Source organism: Xanthomonas arboricola pv. guizotiae, from assembly GCF_002940205.1.
Taxonomy (GTDB): Bacteria; Pseudomonadota; Gammaproteobacteria; order Xanthomonadales; family Xanthomonadaceae; genus Xanthomonas; species Xanthomonas arboricola_C.
In genome coordinates this window covers 36,442-52,449 of sequence record NZ_MDSK01000012.1, presented here as the reverse complement: position 1 = coordinate 52,449, position 16,008 = coordinate 36,442, and the positions used below count along the sequence as shown (strand labels likewise).

General features: G+C 65.2%; 9 protein-coding genes and 1 pseudogene. 7 read left to right on the top strand and 3 right to left on the bottom strand.

Annotated elements, in window-relative coordinates:
- Positions 1–317 precede the first annotated feature (317 nt).
- Entirely contained in the window at positions 318–2,129 is a 1,812-nt protein-coding gene (locus XarbCFBP7408_RS09310; protein ID WP_104562713.1) for an endonuclease, read from the bottom strand.
- A gap of 429 nt (positions 2,130–2,558) precedes the next feature.
- Between XarbCFBP7408_RS09310 and XarbCFBP7408_RS09305 the strand changes: the two genes are divergently transcribed.
- The 4 genes and pseudogenes from XarbCFBP7408_RS09305 to yghX all read left to right on the top strand — a co-directional run bounded on the left by XarbCFBP7408_RS09305 (position 2,559) and on the right by yghX (position 5,870).
- Positions 2,559–2,846: a co-chaperone GroES gene (locus XarbCFBP7408_RS09305; protein WP_003483210.1), complete on the top strand. Its 288-nt coding sequence runs from the start codon at positions 2,559–2,561 to the stop codon at positions 2,844–2,846.
- A 146-nt stretch (positions 2,847–2,992) separates the two neighbouring features.
- Positions 2,993–4,633 (top strand): chaperonin GroEL, encoded by a 1,641-nt coding sequence (gene groL / locus XarbCFBP7408_RS09300; protein WP_104562712.1) that lies wholly within the window; start codon positions 2,993–2,995, stop codon positions 4,631–4,633.
- 302 nt (positions 4,634–4,935) lie between these two features.
- Positions 4,936–5,040: pseudogene (locus XarbCFBP7408_RS23470) on the top strand (hypothetical protein); the annotation flags it as partial.
- 122 nt (positions 5,041–5,162) lie between these two features.
- On the top strand, positions 5,163–5,870 hold the full coding sequence (yghX, locus tag XarbCFBP7408_RS09295) for a YghX family hydrolase (RefSeq protein ID WP_258072090.1): 708 nt from the start codon (positions 5,163–5,165) through the stop codon (positions 5,868–5,870).
- 241 nt (positions 5,871–6,111) lie between these two features.
- On the opposite strand, the gene xopX (XarbCFBP7408_RS09290) is transcribed toward yghX, so the two are convergent.
- A complete protein-coding gene (xopX, locus tag XarbCFBP7408_RS09290) occupies positions 6,112–8,220 on the bottom strand; it encodes a XopX family type III secretion system effector (protein WP_104562711.1) in 2,109 nt (702 codons plus the stop codon).
- Positions 8,221–8,582: 362 nt separating this feature from the next.
- Positions 8,583–10,556, bottom strand: a complete 1,974-nt coding sequence (gene xopX, locus XarbCFBP7408_RS09285) for a XopX family type III secretion system effector (RefSeq protein ID WP_104562710.1) — start codon at positions 10,554–10,556, stop codon at positions 8,583–8,585.
- Positions 10,557–10,988: 432 nt separating this feature from the next.
- Here xopX (XarbCFBP7408_RS09285) and XarbCFBP7408_RS09280 point away from each other — a divergent pair, with 432 nt between their 5' ends.
- From XarbCFBP7408_RS09280 to XarbCFBP7408_RS09275, 3 genes are all read left to right on the top strand, one after another.
- On the top strand, positions 10,989–13,880 hold the full coding sequence (locus tag XarbCFBP7408_RS09280; RefSeq protein ID WP_104562709.1) for a TonB-dependent receptor plug domain-containing protein: 2,892 nt from the start codon (positions 10,989–10,991) through the stop codon (positions 13,878–13,880).
- Positions 13,881–14,103: 223 nt separating this feature from the next.
- Entirely contained in the window at positions 14,104–14,313 is a 210-nt protein-coding gene (locus XarbCFBP7408_RS22345; RefSeq protein WP_146011412.1) for a hypothetical protein, read from the top strand.
- A 27-nt stretch (positions 14,314–14,340) separates the two neighbouring features.
- The gene (locus XarbCFBP7408_RS09275; protein ID WP_104562708.1) at positions 14,341–15,414 is read left to right on the top strand and encodes a 3-deoxy-7-phosphoheptulonate synthase; all 1,074 of its coding nucleotides are present in this window, start codon (positions 14,341–14,343) and stop codon (positions 15,412–15,414) included.
- The last annotated feature ends 594 nt before the right edge of the window (positions 15,415–16,008 follow it).

The window sequence follows — 16,008 nt, the reverse complement described above, 5'->3', positions numbered from 1 at the left end:
GCTGTAGCGGGCGACGTCGCGTGGTGCCGGCGCATGCCCGACGGCCGCGCGCTGGCGGGGCTGGGCCGAGACAGCGGGCCGGGACTCTTCCGGATCTTGCATGCCGGCGGCCGGCAGGGCAGGCCAATGCGGCGATTGGCGTCTTCTAGGCGCCGCACGCACGCCGACCTGCGTTACACCGGTCCTGCGCCTGCCCACTGACGTTGCATGGCGCGGGGCCGACGGCAGCGCGCAGCAGGCGTGCGCGGGCAGGTGGATTGCCGCTGCCGGCCGACTCTCCCGGCCCGGCGTGGGGCGCCGGGCCGGGCCGGGCCGGATCAATTGGCCAGCTGGCAGCTGGCCGGCTTGGCCGAGGTGAACAGGCTCGAGGTCGCCCATTCGGGGTGATCCACGAACGGGTTGCGGTTGCCCTGGAAGCTGAAGATCACCTGGTTGCGCGCCCGCTCGGCATCGTCCGGCGGGTCGGCCTGGTGCCAGGCCAGCAGCGTGGACAACAGGCCCATATAGGCCGGCGAGGCCGAGGTCTGCACGATCTTGCTGCGGTCGTCGGTGAGCTCCAGGTCCGGCTCGGACCGCCCGGTGGCCGCATCAAGGCCGCCTTCGTAGCGGATCGCCATGTACATCACCGCACGCGCCATGTCGCCCTTGCGCCGGCCCCACACCTCGAAGGTGCCGCCGTTGCCGTCGGGGGTGCGCACCCAGTTGGAATTGCCCGGGTAGCGCCCGCTGCCACTGCCACTGCCGTCGTTGACCTCGGTCACGCGTTCGCCGCAGCTGCTGGTGCAGGTGGCATAGGGCTTGTTGCCACGGTCGGCGTTGAAGGCGGTGTCGGTCAGATAGAGCATGTGGGTGTCGGTGTAGGGCGCATACGGCAGCCCCTTGTCGCCGCTGGCGCTGCCGAAGCCCAGCGAGTTGGGCCAGGTGTGCTCGCGGTTGTAGGTCAGCCCGCTGCCGGTGCCGGCGCGGTCGCTGCCCTTGGCGTAGCTGCGGTTGCGGTAGGCGTCCAGGATCCGGCCGCTGTTGTTGGGATCCTCGTCGGCCATTTCCAGGATGGTCCAGGTGCTGGTGCCCGAGCCGCTGTACGGGTACACGGTATGGCCCTTGATGGTTTCGTGCAGCGAGCAGCGCAGCTGGCCGGCGTTGGCGGTGTTGACCCGCGCGTAGTAACCGCTGCCGCCGCCGCTGGCCGTGGCCACGGTGAAGGCGATGGACTGGTTGGCCGCCGGGCTCAGGCCGCTGGCATCGCGGATGGCGCTGGCGGTGATCGCCAGGGTGCAGCGTTCGCCGCCGACCAGGGCGGTGTTGGTGGACAGGCTGAAGCGGGTGCCGCTGGTCGGGTAGCTCAGCGCCACCGTGCCGGAGCTGGCGCAGCTCAGTGCGAAGGCGCCGCTGCTCAGCGTCACCGCCTCGCTGAAGCCCACGCTCAGGTCGCCCGCCGCCGGGAAGCCGGTCGCGCCCTGGGTCGGGGTGGTGCTGGTGATCGACGGCGCGTCGCCGGTTTCGCCGCCACCGCCGCTGCCGTTGAAGCTCTGGCCGCGGTTGCAGGCGCCAAAGGTCTGCGCCGCCGAGCCGGCCCAGCTGAAGTTGGCTGCGCTGCTGCCGGTGCCGGTCAGCTGCAGCGAACTGCCGACCGCGCTGCTGTTGCTTTCGCTGACCGGCAGGTTCTGGCTGGTGACGCCGGCGGCCGGGCCGCCGCTGGCGGTGATGGCGCCTTCGTAACTGAGGAACTGCACCAGCTGGCCGTTGGGGTCGACCAGCGCCACGCCGTCGTTGGGCCCGTTCTGCACGTCGTTGCTGGCGTAGCTCACGGTCGCGACGCGGACCTGGCTGCCGCAGCTCACCAGAGTGCCGGCCGGCACCGCCGTATTGGCGTAGACCGTCGCCGCGCCCGGCGTGCTGCCGTTGTACAGATAGATGCGGTAGCCGCTCAGCGATTCGCCGGCGGTGGCCACCACTTCCACCGCTTCGCCGCTGTCGCCGGAGGCGCCTGCGTCGTCGTAATGCAGTTCGTTGATGAACACCGCTGCGTGGGCGGCAGGGACGGCCAGCGCGAGCGCACAGGCCAGGGCAAGCGTGCAGCTGGGGGACCAGCGCAAGGGGAAAACACGGGCAGGGGACGGCAACCTCATCGACAGCTCCTTGTGATCGGGGAATGCGTGGCCGACTGTAAAACGTGTGCATGACAATCGGTGGAACCTGGTTCCATTTTTAGTGCGGCTGCGCCGGCGACCGCTCGGTGCCACTGTCGCGCGTGCCAACGGCCCTGCGGCCGGCCTCGGGCGCAGCCGGCCGTTGCGCAGTCCGCGGTTCCCGGCTGTCCGTCGCCAGCGGGCGCACTGCTCGCCGGGCCGTGTCGGCCGCTTCGTGGCCCCGGGATGGAGGTGCCCGGCGAAAATTTTTTGCTCCCGGCCCTTGAAAGCCGCTCACACAGCACAATCTCTGGCCCGCACCCGCTCTGTCGGGTTTTTTCCGCGCGCTGTGCTGGCAGTCGTCATGTGCGAGTGCTAACATCGCCGATAATTTCCAGACCAATCAATCACTTAAGAGGGTCTTTCTCTATGAGCATCAAGCCGCTTCACGACCGCGTTGTAGTCAAGCCGATCGAAGCCGACGAAGTTTCCGCCGGCGGCATCGTGATCCCGGACTCCGCCAAGGAAAAGTCCACCAAGGGTGAAGTCGTCGCCATCGGCGCCGGCAAGCCCCTGGACAACGGCAGCCTGCGCGCGCCGGTGGTCAAGGTCGGCGACAAGGTCATCTACGGCCAGTACGCCGGCAGCAGCTACAAGTCCGAAGGCGTCGAGTACAAGGTGCTGCGCGAAGACGACATTCTGGCCGTCATCGGCTGATCAGGCGCTATGCGCCGGGAATCGGGAGTTGGGAATGGGGAATGGGCAAAGCGGCTAGCGTCCTTCGCCATCCCCCCCCACCCCGATTCACGCTGTTGATCTACCGATTCCCCATTCCCCATTCCCAATTTCCGGAGTAATAAACAATGGCTGCTAAAGACATTCGTTTCGGTGAAGACGCACGTACCCGCATGGTTCGTGGCGTCAACGTGCTTGCCAATGCCGTCAAGGCCACCCTGGGCCCGAAGGGCCGCAACGTCGTGCTCGAGAAGAGCTTCGGCGCGCCGACCATCACCAAGGACGGCGTCTCCGTCGCCAAGGAAATCGAACTGGCCGACAAGTTCGAGAACATGGGCGCGCAGATGGTCAAGGAAGTCGCTTCCAAGACCAACGACAACGCCGGCGACGGCACCACCACCGCCACCGTGCTGGCCCAGGCCCTGATCCGCGAAGGCGCCAAGGCTGTGGCCGCCGGCATGAACCCGATGGACCTCAAGCGCGGTATCGACCAGGCCGTCAAGGCTGCGGTGGTCGAGTTGAAGAACATCTCCAAGCCCACCACCGACGACAAGGCGATCGCCCAGGTCGGCACCATCTCGGCCAACTCGGACGAGTCGATCGGCAACATCATTGCCGAAGCGATGAAGAAGGTCGGCAAGGAAGGCGTGATCACCGTTGAAGAAGGCTCGGGCCTGGAAAACGAGCTGGACGTGGTCGAGGGCATGCAGTTCGATCGCGGCTACCTCTCCCCGTACTTCATCAACAACCAGCAGAGCCAGTCGGCCGACCTGGACGACCCGTTCATCCTGCTGCACGACAAGAAGATCTCCAACGTGCGTGACCTGCTGCCCGTGCTGGAAGGCGTGGCCAAGGCCGGCAAGCCGCTGCTGATCGTGGCTGAAGAAGTCGAAGGCGAAGCGCTGGCGACCCTGGTGGTCAACACCATCCGCGGCATCGTCAAGGTCGTGGCGGTCAAGGCACCGGGCTTCGGCGACCGCCGCAAGGCGATGCTGGAAGACATGGCCGTGCTGACCGGCGGCACCGTGATCTCCGAGGAAGTGGGCCTGGCGCTGGAGAAGGCGACCATCAAGGACCTGGGCCGCGCCAAGAAGGTGCAGGTTTCCAAGGAAAACACCACCATCATCGACGGCGCCGGCGATTCGGCCGCGATCGAGTCGCGTGTCGGCCAGATCAAGACCCAGATCGAAGACACCTCGTCCGATTACGACCGTGAGAAGCTGCAGGAGCGCGTGGCCAAGCTGGCCGGTGGCGTTGCAGTGATCAAGGTCGGCGCGTCGACCGAAATCGAAATGAAGGAAAAGAAGGCCCGCGTCGAAGACGCCCTGCACGCCACCCGTGCAGCCGTCGAGGAAGGCGTGGTCCCGGGCGGCGGCGTGGCCCTGGTGCGTGCGCTGGTGGCCGTCGGTAACCTGACCGGTGCCAACGAAGACCAGACCCACGGCATCCAGATCGCCCTGCGCGCGATGGAAGCCCCGCTGCGCGAAATCGTCGCCAACGCCGGCGAAGAGCCGTCCGTGATCCTGAACAAGGTCAAGGAAGGCACCGGCAACTACGGTTACAACGCTGCCAACGGCGAGTTCGGCGACATGGTCGAGTTCGGCATCCTGGACCCGACCAAGGTCACCCGTTCGGCGCTGCAGAACGCAGCCTCGATCGCCGGCCTGATGATCACCACCGAAGCGATGGTGGCCGATGCACCGAAGAAGGACGAGCCGGCGCTGCCGGCCGGCGGTGGCATGGGCGGCATGGGCGGCATGGATTTCTGATCCAGCTGCACCGGTTGTTGCATCAAAAAAGGACCCCGCCGAAAGGCGGGGTTTTTTTGTGGGCGTCGACAGGTGGGGAGGTCGATGCGTCGCTGAAATCACGACATGGGCTGCACGCGCTGTTGTAGAAGTCCGTTTGCGCCGGCGAGGCCTAGCCGATCGCGTTGGGCATGCCGTGGTGATCTTCCGGGTTGTTGCCGCATTACGAACGAGGCTTGCTTGCGCCGCTGCAGACGCATCGGCATGCTCGGCTGGATGCGGTGTTGTGTCGTAAAACTGATGCCGCTTTCCGCGCTGCGTACATGCGCGCACTTGCGCGCGCAGTCCAGCCATCCCCAAGGAGAACGCCGATGCGTCGTCTGACCGCCCAGGATTTCCACCCCGATCTGCTCGCGCTGTACGACGGCTATGTGCACGGCAAACTCAGTCGGCGCGATTTTCTCGACCGCGCCGCTGCGTTCGCGGTGGCCGGGTTGAGTGCGGCGGCGATCCTGGAATCGCTGAGCCCGACTACGCGCTCGCCACGCAAGTGGAGTTCACCGATCCGGACATCGTGGCCGAGTACATCACCTATCCCTCGCCCAACGGCCATGGCCAGGTGCGCGGCTATCTGGTGCGGCCGGCCAAGGTCACCGGCGCGGTGGCGGGCGTGGTGGTGGCGCACGAAAACCGTGGTCTCAATCCGTATATCGAAGATGTCGCGCGGCGCGTGGCCAAGGCCGGCTTTGTCGCGCTGGCACCGGATGGCCTGAGTTCGGTGGGTGGGTATCCCGGCAACGACGAAAAGGGCCGCGCGCTGCAGGCGCAGGTCGACCCGACCAAGCTGATGAACGATTTCTTCGCCGCAGTGGAGTTTTTGATGAGCCGCGAACGTACCACCGGCAAGGTGGGCGTTACCGGCTTCTGCTACGGCGGCGGTGTGGCCAATGCGGCGGCGGTGGCGTATCCCGAGCTGGCGGCGGCGGTGCCGTTCTATGGCCGTCAGCCCACCGATGCCGAGGTCGCCCGCATCCGCGCGCCACTGCTGCTGCATTACGCCGCAGAGGACGAGCGCGTCAATGCCGGCTGGCCGGCGTACGAGGCCGCGCTCAAGGCGCAGCGCAAGGTCTATCAGGCCTACGTGTATGCGGGGACCAACCACGGTTTCCATAACGATTCCACGCCGCGTTACGACAAGGCGGCCGCAACCCTGGCCTGGGATCGCACCATCGCGTGGTTCCGGCGATACCTGGTGTGAGTGGGTCGGTGCGGTCGTTGTAGTGTCGCCGATTACGCGCCGTTGGCGAGCGCGCCTCAGTGCGCCCTGACGCTAGCGCTGGCCGGGGTTCGGAGCGGGTCGGGGGGTGATCGCGCGTGGCGAAGCCCTGGTGTTGGCTGTTGCATCACACACAAGGCCCCGCCGAAAGGCGGGGGTCTTGTGTGTGCGCTCCACTACAGCGCAGGTGCGTGCTGGCAGCCCATTGCGGTCGGTTGCAATGTCAGGGCGAGCCCGCTGTGCGCAGTGTTGCGTCATGGCTGAGTGGGTGCGGTTGCGCAATCGCTTCCGGTTCCGGGGAGGCGGTCTGTACCGCGACCTCGGCAGCCTCGTCCATCTCGGTGATTTCGGAGATTTCGGTGATCGTGACGCTGTTGCCGGGCCTGGTTTCCGCACCCGCGCCCTCGATCACTTGCAGGGCGCTATCTCCAACCATCTGCGCGTAATGCTGCGCCTGTTCCGGCGACAGACTTGCCACATAATTCGCCGTGTCTTGTACGGTCTGGATCAGCTCTTCGGGCGAGGACGGCATGCGGGTTGCGAGCGGGGTGCCATCGGGCCCCTTGAACACCCGCATGACCTGACGCGCGCCCCAGTTCATCGCCAGTTCCGCGCCACGCGCCATTGGGCCAGGCATCGTCATCGACATCAGCGACATGATCGCGCCAGCGTAGTAGGGCGATGCCGACGATGCTTCGATCAGACTCTTGTCTGCGAACGTCTTGGACAGTTTTTCCACACCCAGCGCCAGTGCCATGACCATGCTGCCGGAGCACATGGCCTTGAAGCGCTCCATCGTGTCCTGGCGGGTCGCGTGCTTGTTCAACGCCGACTGCATCATCACGGTCGTCACCACGGCCGTGTCGGCCAGCAGGTCCACCGTGCCGATCCGATCCGGCTGGATCAGGTAGACGGTCAGCCCGGTCACGCCGGCACCCAACAATGCCAATGCCAATTTGGAAGAGAAATCCTGGTTGGCCAGTTGGCGCGGGATGGTGACTGGCTGGTCCTGGTCGACTTGCAGCGCAGTGCTCAGGCGCTTGCTGCACTGATCGAGCGTCTCCAGCAGATGCGTGCATTGAGCATTGAGCGTGCGGGTGAGTTCGTGCCCTGTGCCGGGTTCGGTAAAGTTTCGGCGCGCTTGTTGAAAAGCGTCGCGGCCTTGCTCCAGAGCGGCGCAGATCTCGTTGAGTTGCGTGCGCAGTTGCTGGCTGATCTGTCCGGGCGTCAGGCGCGCACGCAACCGCTGAGCCTGCGTCTGAAGGCCGGCACGGTCCGCGATACCCGCGCCCAGGTGGGAGACACCATGCTGCATTCGATTGCCGAGCGCGTTGAGGCTGTTCCAGAGAAAGGGCGTCAGCATCATCGCTGTGCAGGCCGTGGATGCGGCCGCGGCAAATCCCAGGTTGTTTTCCACCGCTTCGGCCTGCTGTCGCATGGACGGGTTGCCGAATTTCTTTGGCAGTTCGGTGGTGAGAAACAATCCGTTGAGCAGGATGGCGTAGAAATGCATTTCGTTGGCTTCGCGCCCCAGCTGCCCGCCCATCAGCGGGAACGGAAGCCCATCGGCGGTGGGGCGCAGCGCCGATGCCGATAGACTCATCACGCCCTTGGTTGCTGCGGCAATGGAATAGGCGAAAGTCTTGGCTTGGTTGGCAAGCAGCGGACTGGGTACCACCAGGGGCCAGAGATTGACCAGATTGGCCAGCGACTTCAGCGCCCTCCCTGCTGCAGGTGTCCCATGCTCCAGCGGCTGCAGCGCATCTTCCACGGCTTTGACGTCGCTGAGCAATTGCTGACAAAAGCGTGTTTCCAGACCGGTTGCAGATTCGATGGCGCCGCGTAGCTGCGTGATCTGCTGGCGGCACGCGGCCAGGCTGTGCGGCGCGACCTGTTCCGGATCGGTGTGGCGCACCATCTGCAGAAATGCGGGATCGTCTGCATGCATCTGCAGCATGGTGCGCAGATCCGCCAGCGACCAGAGATCAGAAGCGGCCTTGGACACTGCAGCGGATGCATGCTGGACGCCGCTTGCCAACGCGGAGTTCGCGCGCGCGGTAAGCGTTTTGGCAGTGCATAGAGCAGTCGCCCGTGCCGAGTGTGACGCCTGCGGTGCGGGCGAGGATGGCTCCACGGGCGACGTTGGCGCGGAACTGGCAGACGAAGTGCGTGAGCGGCTGCGCGGGACAAGTGCCGATAGCGTGGGGTTGACCGGGGACTCTGTCGGCGATGCGGCAGGTTGTAGTTCCACGATACCTTCATCGTGCTTGCGTGCGTTCTGCAACTCGGCTGGCGAGGACGGGCCTGCCAACTGCGCTTTCTTGATCTCCATCGGATATCTCCGTTCGGTGGGGACACCAAATCGAGGTGTTTGGTGTTCTTTCATGATCTGCGCGCGAGCACCAGGCTCAACCGGATATGCGAACTGGCGCGCTGCCACCGGAAGTGCCCAACCAGGCGGTGACAACGGTAGCGACGCTCCAACGTAGTGATTCCGGTGCCGCCAGCTGCGCATGGATGGGCACGCTGTGATCCGATCAGAGGCGTGCAGCACAGCATCGAATGGGCCGTTCTTAAGCGGTTATCCCATATTTATGTCAGCGTGTTGCCATCATGGCGACCGACATGCATGCCGCGCGGCTGTGCTATAGGCTTGGCCGCGATTGCCGGGACGGGACTTTCCGCGCGGGGCCCTCAGCCGGAGCGCGGCCGGTCCGCGCTCCCGGCCTCTGTTCGCGGGGCGGGTTGGCTGTCATCGATCTCGGTGATGGTGACGCTGCTGCTGGGCCCGGCCTGCGCCGCGTCGCCGGCTTCCTGGATCGCTTGCAGCATGGATTCCCCCGCGATCTGCTCGTACTGATCCAACTCTTCCGGTGAAAGGCGCATCAGATACGCCATCGTGGTGCGCGTCCTCTCCTGCAGTTCTTCGACAGAGGAGGGAACGCTGGTTGCCAGCGGGGTGCCATCCGGTCCGGTGAACAGGCGCTTAAGTCTGCTTCCTGCGAAATTCATCGCCAACTCCGCGCCGCGTGCGATCGGACCCGGCATCGTTACCGCCATCAGCGACATGACGGCGCCGGCATAGAACTGCGCGTTGGGCGAGGACTCGATCAGGCTCTTGTCGGTGAACGTCTTGGACAATTTCTCTGCGCCCAGCGCAAGCGCGATGACCATGCTGCCGCCGCACATGCCCTTGAAACGTTCCATTGCGTCCTGCCGCGTGGCCTGTTTGTTCCATGCCGACTGGGCCATCACGGCCGTGACGATGCAGGTGTCGCTTAGCAGATTGATCGTGCCCAACCGATCCGGTTGGATAAGGTAGATCGTCGAGCCGGTCACCGCAGTGGCCAGTATCATCAGTGCCACCTTGGAGGAGACATCCTGGTTGCGTGGTTCGCGGGGCAGACTCGGCGTCGGGTTGCCATCCAGATGCAGTACGCTGGCGAGCCGTCTGCTGCACATGTCCAAAGTTTCCAGCAGGTGCGTGCATTGCGCATTCACCGTCCTGGTGAGTTCCCGCCCTCCATCCTGATGGACGAAGCTGCTGCGCGTCTGCTGAAAGGCGTCGCAGGCGGCGTCCAGTTGTTCGCGGATTTCCTGCAGCTGCAAGCGCACCTCTTGATTGATCCGGGCAGGCGTCAGGCGGGCACGAAGTTGCTGCGCCTGGTTGTTCAGTCCCGCTGCCTGTGCTGCGGCCGCGCCCAGGCGCGCCGTGTTGTCCAGCATCGTCTTGCCGAGTTTGCTGATGCTGCTCCACAGAAATGGGGTCAACATAATCGCCGTGAAGCTCACTGAAATGCCTGCGGCATATCCCACACTTTGGCTGACCGCCTCGGCGTTTCTGCGCAACGCCTGATCGCCGAATTTCTTTGGAAGTTCGGTGGTAAGGAACAGCGTGTTGATCAGCACGTTGTAGAGATGCATTTCGTTCGCGTCGCGCCCTAGCTGGCCTCCGGCGAATGGAAACGGCAAGCCGTCGGCGCTGGGGCGCAACGCCGAGGCCGACATCGCAAGCACGCCCTTAGTGGCCGTGGACATCGTGAAGGCGAAGGTTTTTGCCTGCTTGCCCATCAGCGGGCTGGGAACCACGACCGGCCAGAAATTGATGAGATTGCCGATCGACTTCAATACACGTGAGGTGGCCGGTGTGGCGTGGTCGAGCGGCTGCAGGGCGTTCATTACCGCATTGATGTCGCCCAGCAACTGCTTAACCTGATGTGTTTCCAGCCCTTCTGTATTTTTGATGAGCTCGCCGAGCTCCTCCATTTGCTGTCTACAAGACGCCAAGGTGTGTTGCGTAGCGTGTTCCGGATCGCTGCCGCGTAGGATCGCCAGAAATGCGGGATCGTTTGCGTGCATCTGCAGCATCGTGCGCAGGTCGGAGAGTGACCACAGATCGGACGCGGCTCGCGATACAGCGGTGGATGCGTGACGGACGCCGTTTGCCAGCGCGGACTTCACGTGCGCGGTGATAGTCGTCGTAGCCGATGTGGCAGATGAGCTGCCCGACCGGTTGCGCGGGGTAAGTTCCGATAGCACCGGGTTGACCGGGGACTGTGTCGGTGACGCGGCAGGTTGCGGTTTCACGATACCTTCATCGCGCTCGCGTGCGTTCTGAAACTCTGCTGGAGAGGACGGGCCTGCCGACTGCGCTTTCTTTATGTCCATCGGATATCTCCGTTCGGTGGGGAACGCCAAATCGGTGTTTGGTGTTCTTTCATGATCCGCGCGCGGGCACCCGGTTCAACCGGATATGCGAACTGGCGCGCTTCCACCGGAAGTGCCCGACCAGGCGATGACAACGGTAGCGACGCGTCAACGTAGTGATTCCTGTGCCGCCGGCTGCGCATGGATGGGCACGCTGTGATCCGATCACACGCCTGCAGCGCAGTATCGAATGGGCTGTTTTGGGCTGGCTATCACATATTCATGTCAGTGTGTTGACACCGATGTCATCACAGCTCTAGCGTCGCTGGGCAGGCGCTTGCGCCGAACGGTCGGGGGGCCATCGGACAGGGGGCGGCGATGCGGTGCATCGCTCGCAGGCGTCGTTGCAGTGGAACGCCACGCCGGCCATGCCGGCCTCTCCCGGGGGATCTTATGAACTGCCGCAGTCATCGCCTTGCCTTGTCGATTTCCTTGTCCCTCGCCCTGACCGCCGCCATCGCACCGCCGGTGGTTGCCCAGCAGGCCGAGCCGGAGCAACCGCGCGCCACCTCCACCCTGGACGCGGTCAGCGTCACCGGCTCGCGCATCAAGCGCGCGCAGGTCGAAGGCGCGCAGCCGGTGGTCACCATTTCCGCGCAGCAGATCCAGCAGGAGGGTTTCGCCACCGTCTACGACGTGCTCAACAGCATGAACCAGCAGGGCTCGGTGGAAGCCGATACGCAATGGGGCTCGCATACGCCCAACGCCTCGCCGATCAACCTGCGCGACCTGGGGCCGGGCCGCACCCTGCTGCTGGTCAACGGGCACCGCGTGGCCGATTACCCGCTGCCCTACGGCGGAGAAAGCAATTTTTCCAACTACAGCAACATCCCGTCCGCGGCGGTGGAGCGCATCGACATCCTGACCGGCGGCGCCTCGGCGATCTACGGCTCGGACGCGGTGGCCGGCGTGATCAACGTGATCCTCAGGCGCGACTACCAGGGCGACCAGGTGCGGCTGCGCGGCGGCACTGCCACCGAAGGCGGCCGCGACAGCTTCGACGTGTCCTGGGCCGGCGGACGCACCGGCGAAAACTGGAGCCTGACCTACGCACTGCAGGCCACCAAGCGCGATCCGTTGAGCGGGCGCGATCGCCCCGAAATGGACGACTCGGACGACATGTCTTATTCCAACTGGACCGGGCAGAACCGCCGCTACGGCTTCAACCCGTTCACCGGCCTGAGCCTGGTCGATGCCAACACCAACGAACGCCTCGCACCGCCTGCCGGCACCTGCGCGCGCTTCGGCGGCGAGTTCATCGATGGGCAGCGGCTGAGTTACAACCAGAACACCGGGGTGGTCACCAATGCCGGCGATTACTGCGGCGTCGCGCGCGATTACGGCGACTGGGGGCTGGTCACCGGCAGCGAGGACTACTCGGCCTATCTCTACGGCACCTGGAAGTTCGGCGAGCACACCGAAGCCTGGGCCACGCTGTCGGCCAACCGCAGCATCGGCCGTTGGACCTACGACCCGCCGTACGTGTACCTGGGCCCGTTCCAGGACGCCGACACCGGCCGCTCGCTGTATGCGATCCGGCAGCTCACCCGGCGCGAGGCCGGTGGTTGGGACCGGCTGGTCAACTACAACAAGGAGCAGTCCTGGGACCTGAGCGCCGGCCTGCGTGGCGTGTGGGCCGACCGCTTCGACTGGGAGCTGAGCGTGGGCCGCTCGCGCTACACGGTGGACGAATACGTACGCACCGTGGACACCGCCCGCGCCACCGATTATTTCCTCGGCAGCCCCACCGGCACCGCTCCCGACGGCACGCCGATCTATGCAATCAACCAGGCGCGCCTGTATGCGCCGCTGTCCTCGAGCGAGTACGACGAGCTGGTCGCCAAATCGCATAACTCGGCGTATTCGTGGGTGAACCAGGCCAGCTTCAGCCTGAGCGGCGATCTGGTGCAGGGCTGGGCCGGGCCGATCCGCTTCGCCACCGTGGCCGAAGTCGCCAAGCAGGGCTACCAGCTGTCGCCCGACCCCTGCGCCAACGAGTGCTATCCGGTCGATGTGGTGGACAGTGGCGGCGGTGAGCGCATGCGCAGTTCGGCCGGGCTGGAATTCCAGATTCCGCTGCTGTCGACGTTGAGCGCCAATGTCGCCGGCCGCTACGATCGCTACGGCAGTTACCGTTCTTCGGCGGCGATTCCGACCGATGTCGGCACCCAAAGCGACACCACCTGGAGCGCGGGTCTGGAATGGCGCCCGGTCGAGAGCCTGTTGGTGCGCAGCACGCTGGCCACCAGCTTCCGCGCGCCGGACATGCATTACGTGCTCGGCGAACCCAGCTCCACCAACCAGACCGTGATCGACCAGTACCGCTGCATCGCCACCGGTGCGTATCTCACTGGCGGCTGCAACGACGAGAACAGCAACATCTACTACACCGTGGACGTGAACCGTCGCGGCACGCCGGATCTGCGCTCGGAAACCGGCCGCTCGTTCACCGGCGGGGTAGTGTGGGACATCGCGCAAGGCCTGTCGTTGAGCGTGGATTACTACCGCATCGAGCTGGAGGAAATGATCAAGGATCTGGACCGCGACGAGATCCTCTCGGCCGAAGCCGGCTGCCGCACCGGCACCACCATCAGCGGCGGCGCCTGGAACAATCCCGGCGGCGCCGGCTACTGCGACACCATCAGCTCGCGGGTGGTGCGCAATGCCGACGGCACCATCGCCAGCATCGAGCGCGGCCCGATCAACCTGGCGCAGATGGAAACCTCCGGCATCGACGCCGCGCTGAAATATCGCCTTGCCACCGCCGGTTGGGGCAACTTCCAGTTGTCGCTGGACTACAACAACCTGCTCGCCTATCGCGAGCAGATCTACCGCACCGACAGCGATGAAAACCGTCGCGACGAACGCGTGCGCAGCCGTGTGCGCGGCAGCCTGCATTGGGACAACGGCGGCGCCTGGGACTGGACGGTGTACTTCCGCCGGCTCGGCTCCATGCGTGCGGTCAACTGGGGCACCTGCGAGCGCTTCGACGACGGCTACCAACCCAGTGCCTCGGACGCATGCGTGGTCACCGACACCGCCAACGTGCATCTGGGCGAGAGCAGCAAGCGCTACTTCGGCCGCGTGGGACCTGCGGTCTACTGGAACCTCAGCACCGGCTACAGGATCACCGACCACGCCAAGGTCAACTTCTACGTCAACAACGTGTTCAACGAAGTGGGCTACGAGAACAAGGAGCGCTTCTACGGTTACGGCTTCTACAACACCACCTTGTTCAACCCGATCGGCCGCGAAGTGGCGGCCGAGTATGTGTTTACGTTCTGATTGAACGTGGCGGCCGCATCGCACGTCACGGCATAGCGTCGTGGCGTGCGATGCATCGTCGATGGCAACTCGCAGGCAAGCCGTACGCGATCCCGGCTTGCCAAGGCGCGCGTGGCGATGCCGTGCATCGGTTCGCCCAGCTTGTCGTGCGCCGCGGTGGTCGGCGCGACACATGCGGCCTGCAGGCACCTCGCGAGCGCACCGCTGCAACGTTCCGTTGCCGATGAAACAGTGGCAACGGCCAAACGTGCGTGGTATCAATGCACCCAATGAACGCACCCCGCAGCCAGTTTTACTTTTGGTACTACGGTTTTCCGATGCCGCTGGCGGAGGACGGATTGCGCTCACCCTGAAGAAATCTTCAGCAGCATTCCCGAAAAGCCGCCAGCGCACACTGGCGGCTTTTTTGTTGCCGCCGCGCCTGGCTCCCTGATGCAACACCGCCCACCGAGACACTGTTATGCCGCCTGTGACCGATGACCTGCGTATCCGCAAGATCGAAGCCCTTGCCCCGCCCTCGCAGCTGCTGTCGCTGCTGCCCTGCGACGAGCGTGCCTCCGAAACCGTGACCAATGCGCGTGCCGCACTGCACGCCATCCTGCATGGCCGTGACGACCGCCTGGCGGTGGTGATCGGGCCCTGCTCGATCCACGATCCGGTCGCGGCGATGGACTACGCGCACCGCCTGCGCCCGCTGCGCGAGCAGTTTGGCGACGCGCTGGAGATCGTGATGCGGGTGTACTTCGAAAAGCCGCGCACCACCATCGGCTGGAAGGGGCTGATCAACGATCCGGATCTGGATGGCAGCTTCCAGATTAACAAGGGCCTGCGGGTGGCGCGCGGGCTGCTGCGCGACATCAACAACCTCGGCCTGCCGGCCGGTGTGGAATTCCTCGACATCATCTCGCCGCAGTACATCGCCGACCTGGTGGCCTGGGGCGCGATCGGCGCGCGCACCACCGAAAGCCAGGTGCATCGCGAAATGGCCTCGGGCCTGTCGTGCCCGGTGGGCTTCAAGAACGGCACCGGCGGCGACGTCAAGATTGCGGTGGACGCGGTGGGTGCGGCCTCGCACCCGCATCATTTCCTGGCGGTGACCAAGGACGGCCACACCGCGGTGGCTGCGACCGCAGGCAACCCGGATTGCCACGTGATCCTGCGCGGCGGCAAGCAGCCCAACTTCGACGCGGTCCATGTGGAAGCGGCCAGCCAGGTGCTCAACACGTCCGGCTTGCCGGCACGCCTGATGATCGACGCCAGCCACGCCAACAGCGGCAAGAATCCCGAGAACCAGCCCAAGGTCATCGACGACATCGCCAGGCAGCTGGAAGGCGGCGAGACCCGCATCGTCGGCGTCATGGTGGAGAGCCACCTGGTCGGTGGGCGTCAGGAGCTGGTGCCAGGCTGCGCACTGACCTACGGCCAGAGCATCACCGACGGCTGCCTGGGGTGGGATGCCTCGGTGCAGGTGCTCGAGCGCCTGGCGACGGCCGTACGTGCGCGCCGCGCAAGGCGGGTTGCCGAAGCTGCGTGATCGGCGAGGCGGTGGGGTGAGAGCACGAGGCTTGTCCCGCGCCCTCATCCGGCGCTGCGCGCCACCTTCTCCCGCAGGGAGAAGGGATAAGCCTCTCCCCTCGGGGCGCCAAGGCACGGTTTGCGCGTCACTGGCGCGCGTGCCTTGGCGCGCCCGCGCCGCAAACGCGGGCCGGGGAGCGGAGCGGGGGTTGGGGTGAGGGTACGGCGGAAGACAGCCATCCAAGGCTGCATGTTCATAACGGCGCGGCGCACTCGCAACCGTGCAATGGCGACAGATTCAACGCGCATTGCATCGTGACTGTAGTACCTCAACGCGCAGCGCATTCAACGCGGCGCACATTCAACGCGGCGCACATTCCATTCAATGTTCGGCATCTTCAAGGTGCAAAGCGACCAAAACGCGGCACATCCGGAACAGCGCTCGCTTGCTTGCGACCAGCGGCCAACAAGCCCGTCGAGCAGCCTGGCAATGAACACAAGCGTGCGCGTGCTGATGGCCGCTCCAAAACGAGAACGCCGGGCCGGCGCAGGGAGCCGGCCCGACGGATTGGACACCACCCGGTGATGACCCGTCGCGCCCAGCGGCAGGAGG

Excerpts from the sequence above, each read along its gene's own strand:
- XarbCFBP7408_RS09310 (WP_104562713.1), bottom strand. The coding sequence starts at position 2,129 with ATGAGGTTGCCGTCCCCTGCCCGTGTTTTCCCCTTGCGCTGGTCCCCC.
- XarbCFBP7408_RS09305 (WP_003483210.1), top strand. The coding sequence starts at position 2,559 with ATGAGCATCAAGCCGCTTCACGACCGCGTTGTAGTCAAGCCGATCGAA.
- groL (WP_104562712.1), top strand. The coding sequence starts at position 2,993 with ATGGCTGCTAAAGACATTCGTTTCGGTGAAGACGCACGTACCCGCATG.
- xopX (WP_104562711.1), bottom strand. The coding sequence starts at position 8,220 with ATGGAGATCAAGAAAGCGCAGTTGGCAGGCCCGTCCTCGCCAGCCGAG.
- xopX (WP_104562710.1), bottom strand. The coding sequence starts at position 10,556 with ATGGACATAAAGAAAGCGCAGTCGGCAGGCCCGTCCTCTCCAGCAGAG.
- XarbCFBP7408_RS09280 (WP_104562709.1), top strand. The coding sequence starts at position 10,989 with ATGAACTGCCGCAGTCATCGCCTTGCCTTGTCGATTTCCTTGTCCCTC.
- XarbCFBP7408_RS22345 (WP_146011412.1), top strand. The coding sequence starts at position 14,104 with ATGAAACAGTGGCAACGGCCAAACGTGCGTGGTATCAATGCACCCAAT.
- XarbCFBP7408_RS09275 (WP_104562708.1), top strand. The coding sequence starts at position 14,341 with ATGCCGCCTGTGACCGATGACCTGCGTATCCGCAAGATCGAAGCCCTT.